Genomic DNA, 24126 nt, shown 5'->3' with positions numbered 1-24126 from the left:
TCCGTGCGGTTCCCCGTATGTGGGACAACCCGAACACCTGCCGTCGCGGGCGCCTGCCTCGTCCTGGCGGCCCGGAACGCCTGCGGGCGGGCGCCGCGCTGAACGCGGCGCCCGCCCGGGCTGGAGGGTTGGTGCTCCGTCAGCGATGATCCGCTACGCGCTGTGGACGAGGGACGGGCAGCTGGCCGGCAGGGAGTTGCCGCCCGCGACCGCGCACGCCGTCTGCTGCATGTTCCTGTACGGCAGGAAGAACTGCTGGGCCGGCGAGAAACCGAGGAGCGACGCCAGCGAGAGCCGGCCGTCCTCGCTCAGCTGGTGGGCACTCCGGCCGTCCAGCTTCTGGCCATCCACGTCCTGACCTTCGACGTCCTGAGCCTCGGCGTCCTGGCCCTCGACGTCCTGGCCCTCGGCGTCCTGAGCCTCGACGTCCTGGCCCTCAGCGTCGGGACCCTCGACGTTCAGGTCCTCAGCGTCGGGACCCTCGACGTTCAGGTCCTCAGCGTCCGGACCCTCCACGTCCTGAGCCTCAGCGTCCTGGCCCTCGACGTCCTGGCCCTCGACGTCCTGAGCCTCGACGTCCTGGCCCTCAGCGTCGGGACCCTCGACGTTCAGGTCCTCAGCGTCCGGACCCTCCACGTCCTGAGCCTCAGCGTCCTGGCCCTCGACGTCCTGGCCCTCGACGTCCTGAGCCTCGACGTCCTGGCCCTCAGCGTCGGGACCCTCGACGTTCAGGTCCTCAGCGTCCGGACCCTCCACGTCCTGAGCCTCAGCGTCCTGGCCCTCCACGTCCTGAGCCTCGACGTCCTGGCCCTCGACGTCCTGAGCCTCGACGTCCTGGCCCTCAGCGTCAGGACCCTTGACGTACAGGCCCTCCATGGTCTGGCCGAACGCGTTCTGGCCGAAGGCGTTCTGTCTGTCCGCGTTCAACTGGTCCACGGTGGCCAGCCATGGGGTGAAGAGCGCACCGTAGCTGGGGAGGATCACCGACACGTAGTTGTTGGTGGCCTGTGCGTTGTTGGCGCTCCGGTCCTCGGGCCGGGCGGCCTTCTCGGCCTCGTTCTCGGCCTGGGTCCCCACCGGCTCGGCGTCGCTGGGCTCCGGCTGGTCCTGCGGGTCAGCGACCTCGGCGATCATCGGCTCGCGGTCCGCGGGTCCCTGACGGTCCCAGGAGTCCTCGTGGTCCGGCCCGTCCTCGCGGCTCCAGGCGTCCTCGTACTCCGGCTCGTCCTCACGGCCCCACGACTCGTCGTACTCGGGCTCGTCCTCGCGGTTCGCGGCTTCCTCGTAGTTCGGCTCGTCGTCGCGGCTCCAGGCGTCCTCGTACTCGGGCTCGTCCTCACGGTTCCAGGAGATCTCGTGCTCCGGCCCGTCCTCACGGCTCCAGGCGTCCCTGTACTCGGGCTCGTCCTCACGGTTCCAGGAGATCTCGTGCTCCGGCCCGTCCTCACGGCTCCAGGCGTCCCTGTACTCCGGCCCGTCCTCGCGGTACGAGGCGTCCTCGTACTCCGGCCCGTCCTCACGGCCCCAGGCGTCCTCGTACTCCGGCGCGTCCTCGTGGCCCCAGGATTCGTGGTGGGCCGGCTCGTCCTCGCGGTATTCCGCTTCCTCGTAGCCGGGCTCGTCCTCGCGGTATTCGGCCTCCTCGTAGCCGGGCTCGTCCTCGCGGTATTCGGCCTCCTCGTAGCCGGGCTCGTCCTCGCGGTATTCGGCCTCCTCGTAGCCAGGCTCGTCCTCGCGGTATTCCGCCTCTTCGTAGCCGGGCTCGTCCTCTTGGTTCCAGGAATGCGGGTGGTGCGCCGACTCGTGGGCTTCCTCGCGGTGCCGGGTGTCCTCGTAGTTCGGGGAGTCCTCGCGGTGCCCGGCGTCCTCGTGGTCGCGGGATTCCCAGGCCTCCTCGGCCGAGTCGTCCTCGTGCCACTGGTCGTTGCGCTGGTCGGACATGGTGCTGTTGGGGCCCGGCCAGTCGGCCGTGCCTGCGTACGCGGGTCCCGTCGAAGCCAGGGGAGCCGCGAGAGCGACCGTGGCCGCGGCTACCCACAGCAGGCCGTTCCGGCGATTTGTCTTTTGCGTGTTTGGTCTGGTCATTTTTCTTTCCGTATACGTCTAGGGCTCTGCTATTACTTTCTTGGCGCTTCGCCTCTGCACGACTTGTACGGAAATACCCGTGGCCCTCTGGCCGAACCCGCCGATATTGCCAGCTACCAGCAAAGTACTACCATGTAAGATAATCAGGCCAGCCAGTGCCGAACTACAAAAATCCCCATTTAGACCGATTTACCACGCCGCCCATTTGTCCATATTTGCGCCGATTCTGGAGAGCAGTCGAACCGTCTCCCGACCGGCGCCGCCAGACCTCCCAGGAGCGACGCCGAGGGCGGCACCACGGGCACAGAACGGGTCATCGTTCCTCAATCCAGTCGCATGGTCTCAAGAGGGCATGTATCTGGATACGATCAACGACCGTGCAGAGACTGAGCGGAGTGTTGATCGGGGCCGTGTTCGGCATGGTCTTCGTGGCGATCAACGCGAACGCGCCCCTCCCCCCGTCAGCCGGTACGGCGCTCCGCGTCATCGCGGGGCTCGCGCTCGCGAGCGTGGTCGTCCTGTGGTTCCTCGCCGGCCGCCGCACCCGGGGCGGCGCCGCGGAACCCGGCGGCGCGCCCGGCGGCATGTTCAACCGCAGGTACGTGGTGATCGTCGTACTCGAAGCGCTGGCCCTGTTCGGCGGCCTCCGCGTGCTGGACGCCCTCGGCTGGCCGGAGCAGTCGGGCGTGGCCTGGATCGCCCTCGTGGTCGGCATCCACTTCGTCGCCCTGTGGCCGGTGTGGCGGGAGGTCAGCATCCTCGTCCCCGGCGCCGGTCTCACCGTCCTCGGCCTCGCGGGCCTGGCCATGGTGTGGACGGAGGCGGTCGCCTGGGTCCCGATCGTCAGCGGGGTCCTCTCCGGCCTGCTCCTGCTCGCCGGCTCCGCCTACTACGCGCAGCGGGTCTTCCGCGCCCTGCCACGCGGCTAGCCGCCCCGGCACCGGGGCCCGGTAGCCCGCGGAGGAACGCCCAACGCGAGCCGCGGGTGCGGGACGAGGCGGGCTCCGGTCCTCACCCAGCACCGTCTCCCGGTGCGCGCATCAGCTTCTCGATCTCGTCGGCGGCGGCGGTGGCGCCGCCCGCCGCCTCGATCTCGCCGCGCATCCAGTCGAGCCTCTCCCGTACGCGGGGGTCCGAGGCCACGTCCTCGACCGCCTGCCACAGCGTCCCGGCCGTGACCTGGCCGGGCGGGAGAGTCTTGCCGAGGCCGAGTTCGGCGATGCGGTCGGCGTTGGCGCGCTGCTCGGCCATCTGCGGCACCGCCACCAGGGGCACGCCGTGATGGAGGCCCTCCATGGTGCCGCCCATCCCGGCGTGGGTGACGAAGGCGCGGGCGTGCCGCAGCACCGCCAGTTGCGGCACCTGCCGGTGCACCTCGACGTTGGGCGGGACCGGGCCCAGGCCGGCGGGGTCCGCCGCGCCCGTCGCGAGCACGACGCGCCACGGGCGGCCGGCCGCCGCTTCCAGGACCGTACGGTAGAAATCGGGCCGGTCGTTGTACCCCGTGCCGAGAGAGACCAGGACCACGGGCAGGTCGTCCGGCGGCTGCCAGTCACCCTGGAAGGCGCGGCCGGTCAGGGCGGGGCCGACGAAGCGGTAACCGGGGCCGAAGGTCTCGCCCGCGTATTGGAAGGCTCGCGGCAGCATGACCAGCCGGAGCTCCGCCCGCGAGCCCTGCATGAATCCCTGGACGTCGGCGCCCAGCCCTTCCCTGCGCAGGAAGGCGGCCAGGCGCGCGAACAGGACCAGGAAACCGGGGCTGAGCGGGTTGAAGGTCGTGTACTTGAGGTGCATGGACCAGTGCTCGTTGCCGACCAGGTTCGGCCAGGTCTCCACGGACGGGACGTTCCACCGGTGGGCCAGGACACGGCCCCACCAGGCCATCGGGCCGTCGTGGACGACCAGGTCGGGGCGCTCGCCGTCGCCGAGCTGGGCGAGCACGGCCTTGGTCTCGCCGAGAAGCATGCGGGTGGCGCGGATGAACTCCCGGCCGTGCATCTGCGGCGCCGGCCGGCCCTTGAGCGCTTCCCAGGACGAGGTGAACGGGACGACCTCGGCGCCGGTCTCGGCGACCCGGGGCGCGTACTCCTCCGTGGTGGCGTACGTGACGCGGTGGCCCCGCCGCACCAGCTCGGCGGCCAGGCCGAGAGTGGGGTTGACGTGGCCGGCGGCGGCCGGGGCGAAGAATGCCAACGTTCCCATACTGCTGTATGTTAATACACGGGTATGAAATAAGGGAGGGCCCGTGCCGAAGAAGGTCGACCACGACGAGCGCCGCCGGCACATCGCCGAGGCCGTGCTGCGCATCGCGGGCCGTGACGGTCTCGACGCCGCCACGCTGCGGGACGTGGCGGCGGAGGCGGGCATGTCACTCGGCGCGGTGCAGTACTACATGCGCACCAAGGACGAGATGCTCCGGTACGTGGTCGCCTACCTGGGCGAGCAGGTCACGGCGCGGATCACGGCCGGGGTCGACTTCGCGTCCGTGGACGTGCGGGGCTTCCTGGTGTCGATGGCGACGGAGATGCTGCCGCTGGACGACCGCCGCAGGGCCGAGCGGCGGACGGGGCAGGCGTTCGGGGCCCGCGCCGGAGCCGTGCCCGAGCTGGCCGAGGCGCTGCGGGAAGGTCAGGCCTGGCTGCACGACCGGGTGGCGGATCTGATCAGCGAGGCGCAGCGGACCGGCCAGGCGGCGGGCGACCTCGATCCCGGGCACGAGTCGGTGGTGTTCCTGGCGCTGGTCGAGGGCCTCACGGCGGAGATCATGCTCGGCCTCCGGGACCCGGACGCGGCCCTGGCCGCCGTCCGCTACCACGTGGGCCGCCTCCTGCCCTGACTGTCAGGACCGGCGCCGCTCCCAGCGGTCCCAGAGGGCGGGGAGCTCGCTCTCCAGGAAGCGGTACAGCTCGGCGACGTTCGCCAGCCGCTCGCGGCGTCCGGGCGCGGCGCCGGACAGGACGGTGAGGCCGCGTTCGGTCACCTGGCGGAAGGCCGTGGTCTTGGCGTAGCGGTTGGCGAGCATCCGGCTCCAGCCGTCGGCGGCGATGCGGAAGTACTCCTGCCGGTCGCCGCGCCTGCGCACGCCCTCGACCAGGCCGCTCGGCGTGAGCAGGCGGGTCGTGGAGCTGATGGAGCTCCGGCTGACCTGCAGCGCCTGCGCGAGCTGGGCGGCGCTCTGCTCCGGCGGGTCGCAGATGAGCAGCCACCCGATGACCCGCCCGGCGATGTGCGGCAGGCCCTCGGCGGCGAAGAAGGCCGCGACGTCGTCGACGAAGTCGAGCTCGGCGTCCGTTGGCTCGGTCATGGTCTCATTGTCGTGTTCTCGCCGGGGTCCCCGCGCCCATCGGCCGGTGATTCGCGCAGGAAGCCGGTGATGAGGGCGTTGACCCGCTCGGGCTCCTGCCGGTTGGACCAGTGGCCCGCGCCCTCGATGAGCTCGAACCTCGCCCCGGGCACGAGCCCGGCCGCGGCCCGGGTGTGCCGGGGCCGCACGCCCGCGTCGTGGCTGCCCTGGATGAACAGCGTGGGGCAGCTGATCGTGGGCAGCTCGGGCCGGAGGTCGACGCGCATCCGGCGGAACCCGATCGAGTCGTTCTGCCAGTCGGAGGAGCCGGCCCCGTTGGCGAGGACGTCGGCGTGGTACTCGTCGACGATCTCCTCGAAGTCGGCGACCGGCCCGGCGAACAGGGCTCGCCTGGCGAACCACGCGCAGGTGGCCCGGCTCCGGAAGACGAGCGACGGGATGGTCCGGTTGAGCAGGCGCGACTTGGCGGTGAGCCAGAGCATCTGGTGGACGACGGGCGGGAACGAGATCACGCCCGCGGGCGCGAGCGCGACGAGCCGCGACACCCGCTCCGGATGCCTGATCGTGTACGCCAGCGCGATGGCGCCGCCCTGGGACAGGCCGACGAGCGCCGCCTGCCGCAGGCCGAAGTGGTCGAGCACGGCGGTGACGCACTCGATCATCCGGTCGTGGCCCGCGAAGCCCTGCCACGGCTTGCTTTCGCCCTGCTTGGGCCAGTCGAGGGCGAGGACCCGGTGCTCCGCGGCGAGAGCCGGGATCGCGTGCCGCCAGCTCAGCAGCGCGTTGTCGTTGCCGGCGCCGCTGAGCAGGAGCACGGGAGGACCGGTGTCGCCGCGCACGATGACGCGCAGGCTGCCTTCGGGCTGAGGGATGTGGACGCTCTCACCAACCATGCCTCCACCGTACAGTCATTGCAGTAATGACTGCAATGACTGGCATCATCAGGGCCGGCATCGCGGCGCGATCGCCGCCGTCAGGACGGGCGGAGATCCTTGTGGTAGATGCGGAAGTCACAGGAACCGGCCAGATGCGGCGCGAGGTCGGGGTGACTCTCCTCCAGGGAGCCGACGCGCACGACCCGGTAGCCGATCCGGGTGTACCACTCGTTCAGGTACTCCTTGAAGGGATGCGTCCACTCCCGTGGCGCCAGCAGCTCCAGCTGCATGACCTCCGCGCCCCGCTCACGGCCCAGCTGCTCGGCGAACCCCACCAGCCGCGACCCGATGCCGGCGCCCCGGTAAGCGGGATCGGTGGCCAGCATCCCGAACTCGGCCTCCCCGCCCTCCAGCCGCCGCACCCGGACGCCGCCCACGACCCGGCCGTCCAGCCAGGCCACCGCGATCTCCCCGGCGCGGATCAGCTCCGCCATCTCCTCCGCGCTCGTACGGGAGACCTCGCGGGCCCACAATCCCTCTTCCGAGGCGGTGTAGACGCGGTTGACCAGCTCGGTCAGCTCACCGACGAGCGCCGCGTCGCCACCGGCGGCAGCGGGCAGCAACCGGACCTCGACCTGCGACATCGATCCTCCGTACCGGTTCTCCTGGCGCCAATCTACCGTCGCGCCCTGTCGATGTCGCCGGGCCGGACGGGCCCCGCGTCAGGTGGCGACGGCGTCGGTGTAGGGGACGCGGAACGTCGCCGAGAACTCGGCGAGCAGCGCGGCGTCCCCGCTGAGCGTCACCGCCCCGGACGCGACGGCCGCGCCGGCGTCGAGCACGCCCGCGAGCAGGTCGCGGAAGCCCGGCCCGGCGACGACGACCAGGTCGGGATCGGGATGCCCGCCGGCCTCGACCGTGACCGTGCCGTCGCGGACCGTCGCGCACGCGACCGCCTCGCCCGACCTCACGACGTACACCCGGCTCCGCCCCTCCGGCGGAGCCTCTCCCCCGCCCGCGGCGACCCTGAGCCCGGCCACCAGGGCGGCCTCGGTGACCACCTCGCCCTCGTGCGGATCGCGCATCGCGGCGGCGCCCCAGCGGCCGAGCGCGTCCAGGGCCGGCGCGAGCTCCCCGGCCCGCGGAGTCGCCCGGTAGACGACCGATCGGCCCTGCCCGCCCTGCAGCTCCCTGGTCACCAGCCCGTCGCCTTCGAGCTCCTTCAGTCGCGTGGCAAGGATGTTGGTCGGTATGCCGGGAAGGCCCGCCGCGAGGTCGGAGTATCGCCGCGGCCCCACCAGCAGGTCGCGGAGGATCAGCAAGGTCCAGCGCTGCCCGAGGACTTCCGCGGCGCGGGCCAGGCCGCAGTACTGGCCGTATTCGCGAGTACGCACGAGCACATCCTAGGTCGTTGACTTCACTTCTACAAGCATGCTTCACTTTTGCAAGTAGCTACCCCGGACAGAGGAGCGGACCATGACCAGTGACCTGATCGTCGACATCTTCCTGTCGGTCGACGGATGGGCGGGAAGTGATGGGCTGCCCGGATACTTCGGCTACTTCGGGCCCGAGCTCGAGGAGTGGATCAACGCGGAGAGCGACGCGCCACAGCTGGTCGTGATGGGCCGCCGCACCTACGAGGCGCTGGCGGGGCTTCCCGAGGAGGCCAAGGACGCGTCGTGGCAGCGGCTGACCGGGCTGGACAAGGTCGTGTTCTCCACGACCTTGACCCGGGTCGCCTGGCCGAACACCAGGATTCTCCGGGGCGACCTGGCGCACGAGATCCGGCGGCTGAAGGCCGGGAGCGCGGTGCCGCTCCGCACGATGGGGAGCCTGTCGCTGGCCCGTCAGCTCGTCAGCGCGGGTCTGGTCGACCGGCTCCGGTTGATGACCTTCCCGCTGTTCGCGGGCGACGCGGGCCGCGACCCGGCGTTCGCCGGCATCACGTCCGCCGACCTCGAACTGGCCGGCCACCGCGTTCTGGACGGCCGGATCCTGCTGAGCGAGTATCGGCCCACGGGCAAGGACATCCCCCGGGCCTGAGGCTCAGGACGAGGTTCTGACCCGGGCGGCCTGCTCCTCCTGGACCTCGCGGGCGGTACGCAGGAAATCGAGGATGACGGCCAACTCGTCAGGCCCGTACTTCTGCAGCGCCTGGGCGCCCGCCCGGCCGACCGGGACGAAGATCTCCGCCTCGGCCGAGCGGGCGGCGTCGGTCGCGGCGACCAGGACGCGGCGGCGGTTGCCCGGATCGGGCGCACGCGACACCATGCCCGCCCGCTCCAGCCGATCGATGACCGTGGTGGTGGCGGCCGGGCTGAGCTTCAGCGCGGCGCTGAGCCGACCCGCGGGCAGCGGGCCGCCGGCCAGCACCACGTCGAGGCAGCGCAGGTCGGTGCGGTTGAGCCCGAGCCTGTCGGCGGCCGCCTCGTCGAAGGCGTCGAAGCTCCGCTGCAACCGCCGGAGCTCCATGGCGATCTCTCCGATGACGCTATTCTTCGACATTCGAAACTTTCTGATATCGTACATTTCGCTGATCGAACCAACGATATCATCCTGCGGAGGCACCGCCATGCGCCCGACCACCCTCACCGACACCGCCCAGATCGAAAGGCTCTTCGCCGACTTCCTGGCGGCCTGGACGGCGGGTGACGCCGAGGCGTTCGGCGCGCTGTTCACCGACGACTCCGACTACGTCTCCTATGACGGCACCATCGCCCGCGGCCGCCTGGAGCACGAGCGCAACCACGACAAGCTCTTCCGCGGCGTCCTGGCCGGCTCGGCGCTGGTCGGCGAGCTGGAGTCGGTCCGCCACCTCACGCCGGACGTGGCGGTCGCGCACGGCACGGCCTCCGTCCTGATGCCGTGGCGCGCCACGCTCCCGGCGCGGCGGCTGTCGCGGCAGACCATCGTCCTGGCGCGGACGGCGGCCGGCTGGAAGATCAGCGCCATTCACAACGGCCGCGTCCGCCCCGTCACCGTCCCGGAGCCCGACGCGTTCCCGTCCAAGATGTCCCAGCTGATGGCGCGCGTCGCCCGCCGGCTCGGCCTCGGCCACCGCTGACCCCTATGTCGTGTGCGCGCAGCCCGGAGCCGGACGGCGGGCGACGCCGGCGAGCACCAGGTCGAGTTCGGCCAGCGACTCCTCCAGCGCGGCACGCGGGTCCGGGGCGCGTGCGATGTCCAGGGCGCTCTCGCAGATCCCGCCGTACAGCAGCGAGGTGGCGGGGTCCAACGGCCGGTCCGGGATGCACCCGGCCTCGATCGCGATGGCGAGCCCGCGCCGCATCTGCTCCTTGCACCCGGCCTGGATGTCGCGCATCGCGGACCAGCCGAGCGCGCCCGGCGCCTCGACCAGGGTGATCTTGCGTACGGCGGGTTCGAGTGACGCCTCCAGCAGCCGCCGGCAGCCCGCCGCCACCCCGTCCCACGGATCCGGCTGGGCCTGGAACGCCTGCCTGACGATCGCCGCGAGCGCCTTCTGGTCGGCGGCGTAGACCTCGCGGAAGATGTCTTCCTTGTTGCTGAAGTGATGGTAGAACGCGCCGCGGGTCACGCCGGCCCTGGCGCAGATCTCGTCCACCGCGGTGGCGGAGAAGCCGTCGCCGATGAAGAGCTCGCGCGCCGCCGCGACCAAGGCGCCCGTGGTCGCCCTGGTGCGTTCGTGCTGGCTCCGCCGCACACTCGTGTTCCCTGCCACCCGCGCATCTCCTCCTGCTCCGAACCCGAGGTTAGAAGAACATACGCGGCGAACGTGTCGCCCCGACCGTGCAGCGGCATCACGTCGTCATGCGGTCGCCTCTAGGATGTCCGCCAGTGCCCGCGGCGCGGTGACCATGGCGTCGTGGCCGGCGTCCAGGACGGTGGCCGCCCAGCCGTGCTCGCCGGCCAGCCGCGGGAACGGCATGGGGCCGCCGGGTGTGCAGAGCACCGCCCGGCACGCGATCGCGTCGACGGCCCCGGACAGCCTGGTCGGCTCGGAGAACGTCCGCCGGGGATGGGCCGTCAGCAGGGGCTCCAGCCATGCCACCTGATCCGGTTCCGTCACCCCGACGGCGGCCGCCGGGGAGGGCGGGATCATGCCGTCCACGGTGACCGACTCGATCCAGTCGAGAAAGAACGCGGGAGCCAGGTCGTCCAGCGACTCCCCGTCCCGGCCCGCCCAGGCGTCGACCATGACGATCCGGGAGACGCGTTCCGGCACCCGGTCGGCGGCCTCGCGCACGACCAGGCCGGCGTAGCTGTGCCCGACGAGCACGACGTCCCGCAGATCCTCGTACCTCAACAGGCCCAGCAGGTCGTCCACGTGCGTCCGCAGCCCGATCTCCGGGCCGGCCAGGTGGGCCCGCTCGCCGAGACCGGTCAGCGTCGGAGTGTGGACCTCATGACCCGCCTCCCGCAGCCGCGCGGACACGTGCCGCCAGCACCAGCCGCCGTGCCACGCCCCGTGGACCAGCACGTACGCCGTCATCGCGCCACCGCCTCCGCCCGCTCCCGCCAGGCGGCGAACCGCGCCGCGGCGTCGGCGGTGGACAGCCCGAGTTGCTCGCACATCTGATGGAAGTCGAAGAAGAACCGCTCGTGGCGGATCAGCCCGTCCCGCACTCTCCAGTGGCAGGCGAACGGCAGCGCGAAGGCCCTGCCCGTGGGCTCGATCCCCACCAGGCTCTCCATCATGGTGGCCCGGATCGTCCCGGCGCCGACGACCAGGTCATCCGCCTCGGCGAGATAGTCGAGCTCCACCCCGTAATCGGGAAAGGCGCGCAGGAACGCGGTGGTCTGCCGGGCGACCTCGTCGAGGCCGGTCGCGACGGCCTGGAACGCGATCGTCTCGAAGACGGTGTCCTGGCCGCAGTACAGCAGGGCCTCCTGGACATCGGCGCGGCTCTTGGCCCGCGCGTAAGCCCGGACGACGTCAGCCGGTGTGGTGTGCTGTTCCGACACTGCTCCCCCTCAGTTCGTCTCGCCGACGGCGAGCACGACCTTGCCCCTGGTACGCCCCGAACCGAGGAGGTCGTGCGCCTCGGCCGCCTCCGCCAGCGGGAACACCGCGTCGACGTGCACCTTCAACCGCCCCTCGGCCACGAGGCCGGCCAGCGCGTCGAGCCCGGCGCCGTCGGGATCGACGAGGTAGCCCGCGGCACGCACGCCGAGCTCGCCGGCGCGCTCGTGCAGCCCGGGGGTCCAGGCCGCCTGCCCGCTGACCAGGATGCCGCCCGGCCGCACGCACTCCAGCGCCCTGAGCCCGGCCTCGCCGCCGAACATCTGGACGACGACATCCATGTCACGCGCCACGGTCGTGTGGTCGATCACTTCGTCCGCCCCCAGCCCGCGGACGAAGGCATGCTTGGCCGGGCTCGCGGTGCCGGTCACATGGGCGCCGCGGGCTTTGGCGATCTGGACCGCCAGGTGCCCCACGCCCCCGGCCGCGCCCGACACGAGGACCCGCTGTCCCGGGGGCGACGGCGGCGACCTCGGTGAGCATCTGCCACGCCGTCAACCCGGCCAGCGGCAGCGCCGCCGCCTCGGTGAAGCCCAGGCCCTCCGGCATCCGGGCGAAGTGGCGGGCGGGAGCGGTGACGTACTCGGCATAACAACCCGCGGCCCGGGGGAACCACGGCATCCCGAACACCCGGTCGCCGGGCCGGAACCGGGTCGTGCCGTAACCGGTCCTCACCACCGTCCCCGCGACGTCCCAGCCGTTGACGAACGGCAGGTCGAGCACCCGGTTGTACGCCTGCCCCCGGCGCGTGAAGACGTCCACCGGATTGACCCCGGCCGCCATGACCCTCACCAGTACCTCGCCGAACACCGGCACAGGCTCCTCCACCTCGACCAACGCCATGGCCTCGGCCTCTCCCCACGCCGCCTGCCGCATCGCCCGCATGACCGCCCCTCCTGGATTGATGACGTCAAGGACGATACATACATACACCATGTATGTAAATGTGGAGGCATGGTCGTACGGCGGCCGCCGTGGACGCTCGCAGGACCTGGCAGGCCTCTCCATCACGTCGGGTCCAGGCCGAAGCCGTGGCAACCTCAACGTCTGCGCATCGTCCAGTGGCCCACCTGTCCGCTACGGACATGGCAGGGTGCACCAAGCCAGCACCGCGGCCCTGCCCTCAGGGCATACACGGATGACACTCCGAAGGGAGCACCGTGAACAACTTCCTCGCCCGCCTGTGGCTGCTCATCCGCGGACCGCTGCAATGGCGGCTGCTGTGGTTGTGGAACGCCAAGTTCATGATCGGCGTCACCGGCGTCGTCAGGGACGAAGAGGGCCGCGTGCTCCTCCTGCGGCACCGCATGTGGCCGCCCGACCGGCAGTGGGGCTGCCCCACCGGGTACGCCAACCGGGGCGAGAAGTTCGAGGACACCGTCATCCGCGAGGTGCGGGAAGAGACCGGTCTGCACGTCAAGGTGGGGAGTCTCATCCACCTCAAGAGCGGATACCGGCTGCGGGTGGAGGCGGCTTACGAGGCCGCGTTCATCGGCGGCACACTCGCGATCGATCCCGCGGAAATCCTGGAGGCGACATGGTTTTCGCCCCACGACCTCCCTCAGGGGCTGCAGGAGTCGCACAGGCTCCTCATCCAGCGCACACAGCCCTGAGCCCGGGACCCCTGTCTAGTCGCTACCCGGTGAAACGGGAACGCGCTTCGGAGTCGATGAACCGCAGGACGCGGGTGTTGACCAGTTCCGGCGCCTCCAGTGGAAGCCCGTGGCCGATGCCCTGCACGATCTCGGCGCGTACGCCGGGGATGAGCGCGCTCGCACGGCGTAGCGCCTTCTTAGGGCTGAGCAGCATGCTGCGCCCGGCGAGCAGGACGAGCGCGGGGACGCGTATCGAGCTCAACTCCTCGTCGGTGAAGGGCCTGGCCGCCGGACGGTAGGAGGGACGGTACGTACGCGAGCTCAGCACGATCGGCGCCATCAGCCGGGCCGGGGCGATCAGCGCGTGGTTGGCCAGCACTCGCGCGAACCAGGGTCGGCACCGGCGAGGAAAGAGCATCGCGAACAGGCCGCCGATCGTGCCGGCCAGGAAGCGGAGGGGGACCTTCTGCAGACCGCCGGGGTCGAGCAGGGTGACGGAGGCCAGGCGTTCGGCGCCGTAAACGGCCTGGTTGAGCGTCAGCCAGCCGCCGTAGGACAGGCCGACCAGATGGACCCGGTCCAGGCCCAGCCTCTCAAGCACCTCGTTCACCCAGGCGGCGTTGTCCCGGGAGTCCTTGACCACGGTGTGCTGGACGCTGCGACCGGGGTCGTCGATGGTGTCGATGGCGTAGACGGGGTGGTGCTCGCCGAACGCCTCGATCTGCGGGTACCAGTTGGAGGAGTTCGCGCCGTGACCGTGCAGCAGCACGATGGGCTCTCCCCGCTCGACACCCGCGCGATGCACATGCACGACGCCGAAGCGGGTTTCGACGTCGCACTCCTCCCGAGGCTCGGGCCACAGGCTCATGGCCTCCTCGTAAGCCTTCAGGAACCTCTCTCTCGCCTCGTCGCTGACGAAGCGGCCGACGGCGGTCCTGGTCATCGAGCTCTCCTCATTTTTGGTAGTACTATCGTACTACCAAAATCGTACAAGAAAGTGAGTCGCATGCCGAAGCTGGCTGACCATGGCGAGCGTCGCGCCCAGATCGCCGAGGCACTCCTGCGCATCGCGGGGAGCAGGGGGCTGCATGCCGTCACCATGCGGTCGGTCGCGGCGGAGGCGGGCTTCGCGGTGGCTGTCGTGCAGTACTACTTCGAGTCCAAGGAGAAGCTGCTGCTGTTCGCGCTGCGGCACCTGGCGCAGCGGGTGGGCGAGCGGGTCCGGGAGCGGGTGGCCGAGGCCGGCTCGAACGCGAGCCCCCTGCGCGTCGTCGAGGCCGTTCTCGCTCAGGCGGTTCCCGCGGACGAGGAGAGCCGGATCTTCCACCTCGTGTACACGGCGTACGCGGTTCTGTCGGTGACAGATCCGGCGCTGGCTGCCCAGCCCTTCCTGGACGCCCCCGACCAGATGCAGACCTTCGTCGCCGACCGGCTGCGCGAGGCCCGGGACGCGGCAGAGGTCGCCGCCGACCTCGACCCGGAGAGCGAGGCGGCCGGGCTGCTCGCCATGTCGGCCGGTCTGGGCACCAGCGTCCTGCTCGGCCAGCGCAGCGCCGAGCAGGCCCTGGACATCCTGCGCTACCACCTCGCCCGCATCGCCCTGCCTGACATCCCGAACGCCGACACCGCAGGCGCGGCCCACGAGCCGAATGCCGGCCACCGAGAAGCCCGTCCGACCTGATCTTCTCCAGCCTGGCCTCCGCAGCTACCAGGCCGATACAGGTCGCCCAACACGGCGCTTGGAGTCGTCCCAGTCGGGGAGCAGGTCGGCGTTGGTGTAAGAGTTGATCTCCAGCCGGGCCGAAGCGCCGTGGATGGCGGCGGTATGGCCTCGGCACCCCTCGCGGTCGCGTTGAGCGAGGTCCCAGCCGAATGCTCGGACATCCGGGTGGTCGCCGGGGGCGGCGAGGTCGGGCCGGTCGCGGTCGGTGATGAGGATGGTGCGGCGTTCGGGCATGGGGCGGACGAAGGAGCCGTGTCCCCATCGAGGACATCTCACGCCTGGTCGGACACTCCAACACGGTGGTCACCGAGACCGTCTACCGGCACCCGTCCGACCCGTGATCATGCAGGGAGCTGCGGCTATGGACAAGATCTTCGGGGGTTAGTCACTCAGCCGCTGTTATCAAGATCGAATATTTTACGCAGGTGGGCGGTACTGGGTTCGAACCAGTGACCCCTCGCTTGTAAGGAGCCATGATCGACTGGGCGTGCCACTTGACCTGGACCTGCTCCCCTCCGCCGTCGCCTCCTCAGGAGCCATCCGTCAGAGCTAATGGCACGCTAATGGCACGGTGATCATGTCTCTCGCCCCTGCGGCCGTAGCGGTTGATCAGGGCTTCTCTGCCGAGCTGGGGCAGTTGAATGGCACTCGAATGGCACGCGCCTCTATGACCTTCGGGCTGGCATCCCAGGCAGCGCCAGAGTCCCGCACGATGATCAGCCTCGTTGTCCGGTGGGCCAGGGTGAGGAACGAACCCTGGACCTTCGATCGCCCCCAGCCACATACAGTGACCGGCCACGCCATGGCGATCGTAGGGCTGCATCCGTGCGGCGGCGCGGCAACTCCGGTCGGTGCCTTCGGGTAGGTACGGCGGGGCCGGCGTGCGGTGCCCGGCCCGGTGTCCCGCCGCCGTCCGGGACCGGCCCCCAGGCCGCACGCCCGGACGGCGGGCGGGCGGAGGGCCGAGGGTACGGCGGCGCGCCGCGCCGCCGCTTGATCCATAAAAGATTAATTCGGCAAGTTCTCCAAGGTCAGCGGTAGGACTGCAGCATCTCGCCTTCTTTAGTCTAGCGATGACGAGCCTGCTCAAAAAGGCGTTGCCTTATATCTGCTGTAAGCCCTGACATGCCAGCTTCACCCATACTGCCAAGTAGCATGCGAGCATCCTCAAGAGTGTCGCGAATCTTGCGATTGACCACATTGGGCGGCAAGTCGGATAGTTCCTTGCGCAGATCATCTGCAAGAACTAGGAGTTCGTTCGGCACCGCATCCAGCACTGACATATTCATCATCAGTGGAAGCGACTCTTCGGTTCTCTTCGAGAGTCTCGCCCGCACCGGGCCGACAGAGAGGTAGTGCAGCATGAAATCTGGGCTAAGCGCTGGCGACGGTGGAACCCTATCGTCCATTCGGGGAATTAGTAGATCATTCATACGAAATGCAGTTCTGTCAAAAGTAAGCCACCAGCTTTTATAACCGAAGGCGCTTCGACGTTCTCGTCTTTTTTCTCGCCTTACAATGATGCCTACGTAGTTCTCAACATCATGGTTGACGAGTTTGGCCTTTGTATTCGGATCTACAGGAAGGAATCCGAGCTGCTCGCGGCGTCGGTCTCGCGCCTCTCGGACTTCATGCCATACTTCGCTGACAGAAGCCCTGAGTAGATCGCTTGCCTGCGAGGCGAACTCCTCCAAGTCAACAACATCAATCTTGTATGTGTCTTCAAGAAATTCGGCAACATCATCTTCAGGCGACCTATTACCCGCAAACGTCTGAAGCCAGGTCTCGACATTTGTTGGGTCATAGCCAGCCTGCTGATATGAACTCAACAGGTAGGGCATCTCGCCCTGAGCAACACCTTGCTCAACAAGTCGCCGGAAGCTGCGGCACCGTTGCACATGTGTAGCGATCTCTTCAACGACACCGCTTGTTACGTGTAGTTTCAGCCCACACTCGATCGCCGCACGCATCAACTGCGTATGCGCACGCAACTGATCGTCCAGAAGCGTCTCTGTAAACATGGGAAGAATTACGGAGGTATCCAGCCAGATATCACCCTCCGAAAAAATCTTCACAACCGCAGACTGCACGTCAGGCGTTTCTCGCATGAAGGCAAATAGGGTATAGGTATCCGCAAGACCTTTCAGATACTTGCGAACTTCATCTCGCTTGCTTCCAAGAATGTCCTGTATTACGGCAACTACAATGGATCGCTGAAGGTTTTGAGGAATACGGCTAGTAATCAAGATGCGATCCACAATGGCATCGACGTCTTCGAACCTTACAAATGCGCCCTTATCATGTGCAACGGCATCTGCGAACACTTCTCCACGTGTCAACAGGACCTGCTCCAGAACCTTTCGTATAAACTCAATGAGCTGAACCTTATCCGTGGACAATTCGACTTCCATTTCGCTGACCGTAGTAACCAGCGATTGGAGCAATTGGTCCTGTAGGGCTTCGTCCAAGGCTGCGACTTCCGCGAGTCGTGAAGCTAGCCTCGTTCGTTCCGCCCATGTCAAACAGAACTCGTCAGGCTTCTGCCAGTGACGGATATATCGCTTCGCGAGCCGACCCAGCGCGCCATCAACTTGGCCTTTTAACGTAGGGTAGTGAGCGGCAGGAAGAAGCTTCTTGATCTGTTGGTGTATTTCATCACGATGCATCCGCTTGTCGGCATTCGTATCCCGAAGCACGGACCGAACAAGCGCATCGAAGCATAGCCGAGTCAGTCCCTTTTCTCGAGTATCGTCTTCCCATTGGAGCCCCAGATATACGAACGCCGCTTTGGTCTCGAGATCATTGAGTGCTTGAGCTCGATGCTCAATGCTGTGGGTACTAAAGAGTTGCGGGTCGCCCACAAGGGTACAGAAGGAGTCGGCTTCCGCGATTACCTTTGTACTAGCATTCCTTTGTACAAGAAACCATTCACGATCACGAATATCTAGGAAAATTCCATATTTTTGTCGCACCTTCCTCTTAAGGTCATTTCCTGCTGGGCCAATGTTGTGATTCGACGCATAGATCAGGACGCCCGTGTTGGGATGCGTAATCTGGAGCCGAGCACAAGTTTGAGTCACTTTGGCCGCCCAATCCTTTCTAACCGAAAATTGCAGGGCGGTTTGCGAATCATCAGAAGGGAAGAAAAGTCCGGCATCCATTCCTTCGTCGCCACTCTCGCTTGCCAAGGGCCTCAAACTGGGGTATTCGTCCGAAATAAACACATTTGAGAGCTTCTCAAATAGGCGCCACTGAGTGCCGTCAAGATTCGCCAACGCGTACTTGAATCGACCATAGTCAATCATCACGCCTCCAATTATGGACGGAGAGCGGCCTCATTGCAGAGAAACGACACATGGCATGTTCATGGTAGAGAGCTTTTAGCCTATAGCACAGGACCGGACATTACCACCTCGTACCCCTATTTCGTGCTTGACGGTGTGAGTGTTACATACTTGCCATAAGGTCGCTAGCCCAGCGATACGACTCGGGCAATGCCGACCACGGACTGGCCAGGCAGCGCAAGGCGAGGTCAGCGCATCCGTCGGAACTCCACGAGGTATGCGCTGATCAGGTGATGGAGGGTCTTCATACCTAGTCGAGCAAATCCGGACGACGACTCGCGAGCGCCCGCCGTGCAGTCACGAATCGCTCATGAAACTCTTCGGCCAACGCCTCTCGTCGGTAGCGTTGCCGAAGGACTCGATAGAGGTCTCCCGCTCGATTGACGAGGTCAGTAAGGGAGCGTCGTTCGATATCGAACGCGCTCATACCTTCCTCAACTGCAGCATCAAGATCGCCGCGTCGAGCGTGGACAATGCCCAGGTCGATATGGGCGTCAGCAACACGCATCGGGGCGTTGGACGTGCCATCTGGGCGAGTGTGCATCTGGATGGTTTCGCGGGCGTGTTCTTCGGCGCGGTCGTTATCGGCGAGCCAGGTGTAACAGGTGGCGGCGTAGAAGACCCACTTGGCGTGGTCGAACACAAAGTGGTGGTCTGGGTGGTCCGGCATGGGCAGGCTGCCGAGTACCTCAGCTCCGCGGGTCAGGGCACGGTCGGCTTCGCGGCGGTCGCCGATGCGGGCCAGGCCGCGGGCTTCTTGGAGGGTGAGTTGGACCATTGCGCTGCTGGTGCCGGCCACGGCCTGGCCCATGCGCGCGGCGGTGACGACGTCTTCGTAGCGGCCATCGACGAGAGCGAACCAGGCTGACATTTCGTGGGCCCAGCCCATGAGTTCACCGTGTCCGACCTGGCGGCCCATCTCGAAGGCGGCTCGCCGGGCTGTTTCGGCCTCTTCCCTCTCACCCAAGTCATAGTGAACGCAACCCAGCAGAGCAGTGAGCCAGCCGGTGATTACCAGCAATTCGCGATGTTGGTCCAGGGTTAGGCGTCCGGCAAGCAGGCGGTTTATCTGCGCCAGACGCTTTTGCGTGCGGTCTCGTAGCGTGGCTGCCGGCACGACCGGATAGACACGACACAGGAGATCGACGGCTTCGGCGAGTGCTTCCAAGGTTCCGGTCCCGACGTCGGACGCCTGGAGTTGCTGGGCGAGTTCCATGGTCCCGTACAGCTCCGCCTCGGCCCGCAGGGCATCCACCGGCATCACCTGGGCCTCGATGAGGCGGCTGCCTGTCTGCCTGTTCTGCGAAAACCCCAGTGCTTCCGGCTCCAGGCCGGTCAATTGGGTGAGCGCTAGCCGGTAAGGCGTGCGGGGCCATCGGACTTCACCGGCCTCCCAGCGCCGGATTCGCTCCTCGTCACACGCCAGTCGCTCGGCGACGCCGATCGGGGTGGCGTTGATCCGCTCAGCCATCTCCCAGCGGGAGAGCCTGTTCTCGTTTCTCCAGGCACGTAGCCGCACGTTGGGGATGTAGTCGGGCATCTGCGGGCCTTCCTCCCGGCTGGGGGCTCGAAAGGGGAAACAAGGGGGCCGATCAGGGGTCCTGTTCAGACGCGGTTGCCGGTGGACTTGTCATCGATCAACCACGGTACGTCACGCGGCCTCCCGCACACAGGGAACGCCGGATGAACGAGGAGATGGCGACGGTGATCCGGCCTGATGAGAAGAGTGAGACCTTGCCCTGCCCGGCTTGCCGGGGACGCGGGATCAAACTGCGTGTTTCGCGTCGTGCGCTTCTCGTCAGTGACGGCCACGGAGATGAGTTCTCAAGCAGGGAGCGGACGTGTCTCGACTGCCTCGGAAGCGGCCGGGCCGAAGGGAGCGCGAAATGAATTCGATCATGGCGGCGGTAGCCGGTTTCCCCACCGACAGGGAGGAGGCCGACGCGCTGATCCGGTTGCGGGATCGGCTCGTGGGCCTGGGCGTCAACGCCGAGCTGCGCGACAACAACTCCGCCCTGATGGTGCACCGGCCGGATCCGGGGCTGCCGGTGTGGGTGTTCGTCGGATACGGCGGGGCCTACTACTCCTGGCAGAACGCCGAGAAACGGCACCCGGCCAACGATGTCGAGGGCGCGGCGAACGTCCTGGCGGAGCACGTCGCCAGGTGAAGACGGACGCGACGAGGCTGGTGATGGAGTCCCGCCGGGAGGGGACGGGCCGTCACTGGTGCCTCGTCGCGTCCCCTGTCCCGGCAGGTGGCCTCAGCGGCGCCCCCGCGGCTACCTTCCCAGGCCGGCCGCTGCGCCGCCTGCCGGGCTTTCTCGTGTACGGCTTGGCTTCCGGCAACGGCGTGGACAGGCAGCGACGAGCCGCAAGTTTGGTAAACAACTTGTCGGCTGTTGGACGGTCATGATGTCGCTTGAGTCCGTACCCCCGAAGTATGCGCAGCTTGTGCAGACTCTCCAGAGGCGCATCGAGTCCAGGGACTACCCGCCCGGCGAGAACCAGCTCATCCAGGAGTTCGGCGTCTCCCGTCCCACCGTGGTCGCCGCTCTGCGCGTGCAGCGCGAGCAGGGCTGGATCGAGTCCCAGCAGGGCAAGGGCCGCTTCGTACGGGGCCGCCCGGCGATGGCCTCGATCGAGCAAAACGCCCTGGACAGACCTACCTCACCCAGCCGGAGATCGACTCCACGGGCGAGATTGTCGAAGTGGGCGCGGTGGCCGCATCGAACCGGGTTGCCGTGCTGCTCGATGCGCAGCCCAAGAGCAAGGCGTTCATACGTCGGCGGCTGATCGTGCGCGAGGGCGTGCGGTTCGATCACATCGTGGAGCAGATCACCGCGCGCATGCCTACAACCGCAGATGCCGGGCAACTGGCCATGCCCAAGAACGCCCCGCTCCTGGCGGTGTTCGGCGCGGTCCGTGACGCTTCCGGCCGACCTCTTGTAGTCGTCGAGGTCCTGCTACTGCTGACCGGCACGAGTTGGAAGACGCCTACCCGATCATGTGATGGGCCTGCCGTCTATCCGCAGCGGAGGTCCCCGGGAAGCAGCGTGAATGCCTCGACGTGGCGTGGGCGCACGACTCGGAAGTGCCGGTGGTCGACAGTCGCCACCTCCCTCAACTGCAGGCGCTCGGCAATCGCGATGACGGCGGCGTCCACCAGTCCTAGAGGAAGATCGACGTACCTCTCGACGAGTTCCGCCATTCGCGGAAGATCCTCGTCCTCCAACTCGGCCACGTGAAACCCATCGCCACCGAAGGACTTCAGGAACGTGACTTCAGCCTGCGGGCCGACACGTGATTCCAGGAGATAGCCGACCTCTCCCATCACCGGCGACGGCACGAGCAACGGCCCCTCCGCCTGGCGGAGCAACTTCAGACAGGCCTGGTGGTGCTCGTCCTTGGCGTTGCCGGCAGCGAGCAGAACCCCCGTGTCGCACAGGAGCACGTCAGCGGCCCATCTCGGAGCGCAGGATCTCCTCATGACGTTCCGCGAGATCCGGCTCAGCCTCGAACGACGCGAAGAAGGGGAGGTCACGCTCCGCCGGGACGGGCTCGTCCAGCCGCCCACGGATCAATTCCAGAGCGGGCCGTAGCTCCGACTCCGGCAACTGGTCCACGAGATAGTGCAGTTCCTCGCGCATGACACTCATGCCGCCAGTTTAGGTCAGGGGCCTGACGAGGGCACAGGGCTTCGGAGACAGCCCAGTCCCGTGCAACGTGGATGTCGGCAACCTCGGGATTGGGGATCGCGCGACCCCTTGAGCGGGGCGAAGAATCAAGGGAAGAAGGAAATTCGCAGGTGGGCGGTACTGGGTTCGAACCAGTGACCCCTCGCTTGTAAGGCGAGTGCTCTACCGCTGAGCTAACCGCCCCTGATCGGCACTACACCTTACGACACCAACGGCGCCGCTCGCACATCCACGTCCCAGCTCGCCCCCAGGTCGGGCCGACCGGCCGCGCGCCAGCCCAGGAGGGCCGCGCCCAGCATGCCCGCGTCCACCCCCAGGGCGGCCGGCAGCAGCGGCGGGGCCTCCCTGAAGGACAGCCGCTTGACGAGGCGGGTCCGTACGGGGTCGAAGAGCGCGGGCCCGGCCTGGGAGAGACCGCCGCCCAGCACGATCATGGCCGGGTCCAGCAGCAGCGTGTAGGTGGCCAGCGCCAGCGACAGCGCTTCCACGGCCTCGTCCCACACCTCGATGGCGATCGGGTCGTCGGAGACGACGACCTGTTCGGCCTTGGCGCTCTCCAAGCCGGCCCGCTGGGCGTAGCGCCTGCCGACGGAGGCGGCGGAGGCGTACGTCTCCAGGCAGCCGTACTGGCCGCAGGCGCACTGCTCGCCGTCGGGGAAGACGGGGATGTGCCCGATCTCGCCGCTCCAGCCCGCCGCTCCCCCGTACGGGGCGCCGTCGACGATCATGGCGCCGGCGATGCCGGTGCCGATGGGCAGGAACAGGAAGTCGGCGGCACCGCGCCCGGCGCCGAGCACGCTCTCGGCGAGGCCCCCGGTGCGGACGTCGTGGCCCAGGATGACGGGCACGCCGAGGTCGGTGAAGTCCTGGGCGGGGATGTCGCGCCAGCCGAGGTTGGCGGCGTAGAGGGCGGTGTCGTCCGACACCAGCCCGGGAACGGCCAGGCCGACCCCTGCCGGGCTGCCGTCGCCGGTCTCGGCCAGGTGGCCGATGAAGTCGCGGATCGCGGTCACGACCGCCTCCGGGCCGTCGGCGCGCGGGGTGGGGCGCCGCTCGGAGAGCAGGACGACGCCGTTCTCGCTGACCAGGCCGCCCTTCATGGACGTGCCGCCGACGTCGAGCGCGACGACGTACGCAGGGGTGTGGGACACGGAAGGAGACGATAGCGCAGCTCAGCGTTTGTCTGGAAAAGTCCCCTGCGTTTCAGGTACGGCCGAGCACGCGGTCGAGCGCGGCCTCCACCTCGGCCGAGAGGCCCGGCGGCGAGCCCGAGGCGAGCAGCGCGCCCGAGTCGACCGGGGTGGTGGTCCTGGCGACCCGCACGGCGCCGCAGGAGCGGCATTCCACCTCTCCGAGCCGGCAGATCAGCGCCGCCGACCCGCATCCCGCACACGTGTCGAGGTCGAGGTCGTGCGACCGTTGACAGTCCGGGCAGACCAGCACCTGGGTCTCGCGGTGGACCCCGCGTCTCCACGGGCTGACGCCCCGGACCGGGTCGGTCTGCCGGGCCCCGCAGCGGTAGCAGGGCATGGTTTCCTCCGTTTAGGCGATGTCGGCGAGTGCCTTGAGGTAGTCGGCGACGTCACGCGCCTCACCGATCGGCTTGACCACCGACCAGCGGATCACGCCCTCGCCGTCGATGATGAAGGTCCCCCGGCGCGCGAAGCCCTTCCCCTCATCGAACACACCGTACGCCCGCGCGACCTGTCCATGTGGCCAGAAATCGGAGAGAAGCGGGAAAGCGTAACCCTCCTGGTCCGCCCAGGCGCGGTGGGCGAAGACGGAGTCGACGGAGACGGTGAGCAGGTGCGCGTCGGCCGGGAAAGCGCGCAGCGCCGAGAGCTCACCGTGACACACCCCGCTGAAGGCCAGCGGGTAGAAGACCAGCACGACACGCGTGCCCCTGAACTCGGACAGCCGCACCGGGCTGCCGTGCTGGTCCTGGAGCTCGAAATCCGGAGCGGTGGCGCCGACCTCGACAGGATGTCCGTTCACACGCCTCATCCTGCCGTACGGGCTGGCGCTCTCGCTCTCCTACCGCCTGCCTTTGGGCGTGACGAGCCGGGTCCCCGACCAGTCGGGTGCGGCGGAGATGCTGCTGGTCTGCGAGAGACCCGCGGTAACGGCGTCCTCACCTATGTCGCTCGGCTCCACGTGGCCGTCGCGCCCGGCCTTGGGCGTGAGAAGCCAGATCTGACCGCCTTCGGCGAGAGATCGCATGGCGTTGGTCAGGGCGTCGAACAGATCCCCGTCACCGTCGCGCCACCACAGCAGCGCCACGTCGACGACGTCGTCGGTGTCCTCGTCGAGCAGTTCGTTGCCGGTCAGGTCCTCGATGGACTCGCGAAGCTTCTCGTCGACGTCCTCGTCCCAGCCGATCTCCTGCACCACCTGACCCGGCTTGAGGCCGAGTCGTTCGGCCAGGCCGCGCTCGCCCTGCGCCTGACCCGCGGTCGCGCTCACGTTTATCCCTCCTGCTTGAGTGGCCCCGCATATGCGGTTT

30 protein-coding genes and 1 tRNA gene are annotated in these 24126 nt (G+C 68.0%); 8 read left to right on the top strand and 23 right to left on the bottom strand.

Annotated features, from left to right (window positions below; all coding sequences use genetic code 11):
- Nucleotides 1-153 precede the first annotated feature (153 nt).
- Nucleotides 154-1941 (bottom strand): hypothetical protein, encoded by a 1788-nt coding sequence (locus tag FR742_RS44385; RefSeq protein WP_187281031.1) that lies wholly within the window; start codon nt 1939-1941, stop codon nt 154-156.
- 521 nt (nt 1942-2462) lie between these two features.
- Between FR742_RS44385 and FR742_RS07235 the strand changes: the two genes are divergently transcribed.
- A complete protein-coding gene (locus FR742_RS07235; protein WP_222708869.1) occupies nt 2463-3014 on the top strand; it encodes a hypothetical protein in 552 nt (183 codons plus the stop codon).
- 82 nt (nt 3015-3096) lie between these two features.
- Here FR742_RS07235 and FR742_RS07230 read toward each other — a convergent pair whose 3' ends face one another.
- A complete protein-coding gene (locus tag FR742_RS07230) occupies nt 3097-4287 on the bottom strand; it encodes a macrolide family glycosyltransferase (protein WP_148030221.1) in 1191 nt (396 codons plus the stop codon).
- A 43-nt stretch (nt 4288-4330) separates the two neighbouring features.
- Between FR742_RS07230 and FR742_RS07225 the strand changes: the two genes are divergently transcribed.
- The gene (locus tag FR742_RS07225; RefSeq protein ID WP_148030220.1) at nt 4331-4921 is read left to right on the top strand and encodes a TetR/AcrR family transcriptional regulator; all 591 of its coding nucleotides are present in this window, start codon (nt 4331-4333) and stop codon (nt 4919-4921) included.
- 3 nt (nt 4922-4924) lie between these two features.
- On the opposite strand, the gene FR742_RS07220 is transcribed toward FR742_RS07225, so the two are convergent.
- The 4 genes from FR742_RS07220 to FR742_RS07205 all read right to left on the bottom strand — a co-directional run bounded on the left by FR742_RS07220 (nt 4925) and on the right by FR742_RS07205 (nt 7658).
- Nucleotides 4925-5389 carry a GbsR/MarR family transcriptional regulator gene (locus FR742_RS07220; protein WP_148030219.1) on the bottom strand — a complete coding sequence of 155 codons (465 nt, stop codon included), beginning with the start codon at nt 5387-5389 and terminating at the stop codon, nt 4925-4927.
- Nucleotides 5386-6282: an alpha/beta fold hydrolase gene (locus tag FR742_RS07215; protein ID WP_148030218.1), complete on the bottom strand. Its 897-nt coding sequence runs from the start codon at nt 6280-6282 to the stop codon at nt 5386-5388. The genes FR742_RS07220 and FR742_RS07215 overlap by 4 nt, the downstream gene beginning before the upstream one ends.
- Before the next feature lie 80 nt (nt 6283-6362).
- Nucleotides 6363-6908, bottom strand: coding sequence for a GNAT family N-acetyltransferase (locus tag FR742_RS07210; RefSeq protein WP_148030217.1), 546 nt, complete (start codon nt 6906-6908; stop codon nt 6363-6365).
- 78 nt (nt 6909-6986) lie between these two features.
- On the bottom strand, nt 6987-7658 hold the full coding sequence (locus FR742_RS07205; RefSeq protein ID WP_148030216.1) for a helix-turn-helix domain-containing protein: 672 nt from the start codon (nt 7656-7658) through the stop codon (nt 6987-6989).
- An 82-nt stretch (nt 7659-7740) separates the two neighbouring features.
- Here FR742_RS07205 and FR742_RS07200 point away from each other — a divergent pair, with 82 nt between their 5' ends.
- Entirely contained in the window at nt 7741-8307 is a 567-nt protein-coding gene (locus FR742_RS07200) for a dihydrofolate reductase family protein (protein WP_148030215.1), read from the top strand.
- A gap of 3 nt (nt 8308-8310) precedes the next feature.
- Here FR742_RS07200 and FR742_RS07195 read toward each other — a convergent pair whose 3' ends face one another.
- Nucleotides 8311-8769, bottom strand: a complete 459-nt coding sequence (locus tag FR742_RS07195) for a MarR family winged helix-turn-helix transcriptional regulator (protein WP_148030214.1) — start codon at nt 8767-8769, stop codon at nt 8311-8313.
- Between the two features lie 67 nt (nt 8770-8836).
- Here FR742_RS07195 and FR742_RS07190 point away from each other — a divergent pair, with 67 nt between their 5' ends.
- Nucleotides 8837-9328 (top strand): SgcJ/EcaC family oxidoreductase, encoded by a 492-nt coding sequence (locus FR742_RS07190; RefSeq protein WP_148030213.1) that lies wholly within the window; start codon nt 8837-8839, stop codon nt 9326-9328.
- 3 nt (nt 9329-9331) lie between these two features.
- Here the strand turns inward: FR742_RS07190 and FR742_RS07185 are convergent, their stop codons facing one another.
- The 5 genes from FR742_RS07185 to FR742_RS46350 form a co-directional block, all read right to left on the bottom strand.
- On the bottom strand, nt 9332-9964 hold the full coding sequence (locus FR742_RS07185) for a TetR/AcrR family transcriptional regulator (protein WP_222708868.1): 633 nt from the start codon (nt 9962-9964) through the stop codon (nt 9332-9334).
- Between the two features lie 87 nt (nt 9965-10051).
- Nucleotides 10052-10735 carry an alpha/beta fold hydrolase gene (locus FR742_RS07180; RefSeq protein WP_148030212.1) on the bottom strand — a complete coding sequence of 228 codons (684 nt, stop codon included), beginning with the start codon at nt 10733-10735 and terminating at the stop codon, nt 10052-10054.
- Nucleotides 10732-11208: an ester cyclase gene (locus FR742_RS07175; RefSeq protein ID WP_148030211.1), complete on the bottom strand. Its 477-nt coding sequence runs from the start codon at nt 11206-11208 to the stop codon at nt 10732-10734. Before FR742_RS07175 ends, FR742_RS07180 begins: the two co-directional genes overlap by 4 nt.
- A 9-nt stretch (nt 11209-11217) precedes the next feature.
- Entirely contained in the window at nt 11218-11637 is a 420-nt protein-coding gene (locus FR742_RS46355; protein WP_315970598.1) for a zinc-binding dehydrogenase, read from the bottom strand.
- Complete coding sequence (locus FR742_RS46350; protein ID WP_315970597.1) at nt 11549-12151, bottom strand: alcohol dehydrogenase catalytic domain-containing protein; 603 nt, start codon at nt 12149-12151, stop codon at nt 11549-11551. The genes FR742_RS46355 and FR742_RS46350 overlap by 89 nt, the downstream gene beginning before the upstream one ends.
- Nucleotides 12152-12426: 275 nt before the next feature.
- Here FR742_RS46350 and FR742_RS07165 point away from each other — a divergent pair, with 275 nt between their 5' ends.
- Entirely contained in the window at nt 12427-12879 is a 453-nt protein-coding gene (locus tag FR742_RS07165; protein WP_148030210.1) for an NUDIX domain-containing protein, read from the top strand.
- Nucleotides 12880-12901: 22 nt separating this feature from the next.
- Here the strand turns inward: FR742_RS07165 and FR742_RS07160 are convergent, their stop codons facing one another.
- Entirely contained in the window at nt 12902-13804 is a 903-nt protein-coding gene (locus FR742_RS07160) for an alpha/beta fold hydrolase (RefSeq protein ID WP_222708867.1), read from the bottom strand.
- A 63-nt stretch (nt 13805-13867) separates the two neighbouring features.
- Between FR742_RS07160 and FR742_RS07155 the strand changes: the two genes are divergently transcribed.
- Nucleotides 13868-14542, top strand: coding sequence for a TetR/AcrR family transcriptional regulator (locus FR742_RS07155; RefSeq protein ID WP_148030209.1), 675 nt, complete (start codon nt 13868-13870; stop codon nt 14540-14542).
- A gap of 24 nt (nt 14543-14566) precedes the next feature.
- Here FR742_RS07155 and FR742_RS07150 read toward each other — a convergent pair whose 3' ends face one another.
- From FR742_RS07150 to FR742_RS07140, 3 genes are all read right to left on the bottom strand, one after another.
- Nucleotides 14567-14818 (bottom strand): hypothetical protein, encoded by a 252-nt coding sequence (locus tag FR742_RS07150; RefSeq protein WP_148030208.1) that lies wholly within the window; start codon nt 14816-14818, stop codon nt 14567-14569.
- 833 nt (nt 14819-15651) lie between these two features.
- Nucleotides 15652-17892, bottom strand: a complete 2241-nt coding sequence (locus tag FR742_RS07145) for a hypothetical protein (protein WP_148030207.1) — start codon at nt 17890-17892, stop codon at nt 15652-15654.
- A 286-nt stretch (nt 17893-18178) separates the two neighbouring features.
- Entirely contained in the window at nt 18179-19468 is a 1290-nt protein-coding gene (locus tag FR742_RS07140) for a hypothetical protein (protein ID WP_148030206.1), read from the bottom strand.
- Nucleotides 19469-19814: 346 nt separating this feature from the next.
- Between FR742_RS07140 and FR742_RS07135 the strand changes: the two genes are divergently transcribed.
- On the top strand, nt 19815-20096 hold the full coding sequence (locus tag FR742_RS07135; protein WP_148030205.1) for a hypothetical protein: 282 nt from the start codon (nt 19815-19817) through the stop codon (nt 20094-20096).
- Nucleotides 20097-20379: 283 nt separating this feature from the next.
- On the top strand, nt 20380-20721 hold the full coding sequence (locus FR742_RS45080) for a GntR family transcriptional regulator (RefSeq protein WP_222708866.1): 342 nt from the start codon (nt 20380-20382) through the stop codon (nt 20719-20721).
- A gap of 229 nt (nt 20722-20950) precedes the next feature.
- Here the strand turns inward: FR742_RS45080 and FR742_RS07125 are convergent, their stop codons facing one another.
- From FR742_RS07125 to FR742_RS07095, 7 genes are all read right to left on the bottom strand, one after another.
- On the bottom strand, nt 20951-21379 hold the full coding sequence (locus FR742_RS07125; protein WP_148030204.1) for a type II toxin-antitoxin system VapC family toxin: 429 nt from the start codon (nt 21377-21379) through the stop codon (nt 20951-20953).
- Between the two features lies 1 nt (nt 21380).
- Nucleotides 21381-21584 (bottom strand): hypothetical protein, encoded by a 204-nt coding sequence (locus FR742_RS07120; protein WP_148030203.1) that lies wholly within the window; start codon nt 21582-21584, stop codon nt 21381-21383.
- A gap of 150 nt (nt 21585-21734) precedes the next feature.
- Nucleotides 21735-21806, bottom strand: a tRNA-Val gene (locus FR742_RS07115).
- A gap of 17 nt (nt 21807-21823) precedes the next feature.
- Nucleotides 21824-22774, bottom strand: a complete 951-nt coding sequence (locus FR742_RS07110) for an ROK family protein (RefSeq protein ID WP_148030202.1) — start codon at nt 22772-22774, stop codon at nt 21824-21826.
- A 52-nt stretch (nt 22775-22826) separates the two neighbouring features.
- Entirely contained in the window at nt 22827-23153 is a 327-nt protein-coding gene (locus FR742_RS07105) for a hypothetical protein (protein ID WP_148030201.1), read from the bottom strand.
- A 12-nt stretch (nt 23154-23165) separates the two neighbouring features.
- Entirely contained in the window at nt 23166-23618 is a 453-nt protein-coding gene (locus tag FR742_RS07100; RefSeq protein WP_261808390.1) for a peroxiredoxin, read from the bottom strand.
- Between the two features lie 39 nt (nt 23619-23657).
- Nucleotides 23658-24086 carry a DUF3052 domain-containing protein gene (locus FR742_RS07095; RefSeq protein ID WP_148030199.1) on the bottom strand — a complete coding sequence of 143 codons (429 nt, stop codon included), beginning with the start codon at nt 24084-24086 and terminating at the stop codon, nt 23658-23660.
- Nucleotides 24087-24126: the final 40 nt, after the last annotated feature.

It is taken from the genome of Nonomuraea sp. C10, assembly GCF_008017515.1.
In the GTDB taxonomy this organism is placed as follows: Bacteria; Actinomycetota; Actinomycetes; order Streptosporangiales; family Streptosporangiaceae; genus Nonomuraea; species Nonomuraea ferruginea.
The sequence above is the reverse complement of the archived record's forward strand: the minus strand, read 5'-3'. Positions and strand labels throughout refer to the sequence as shown.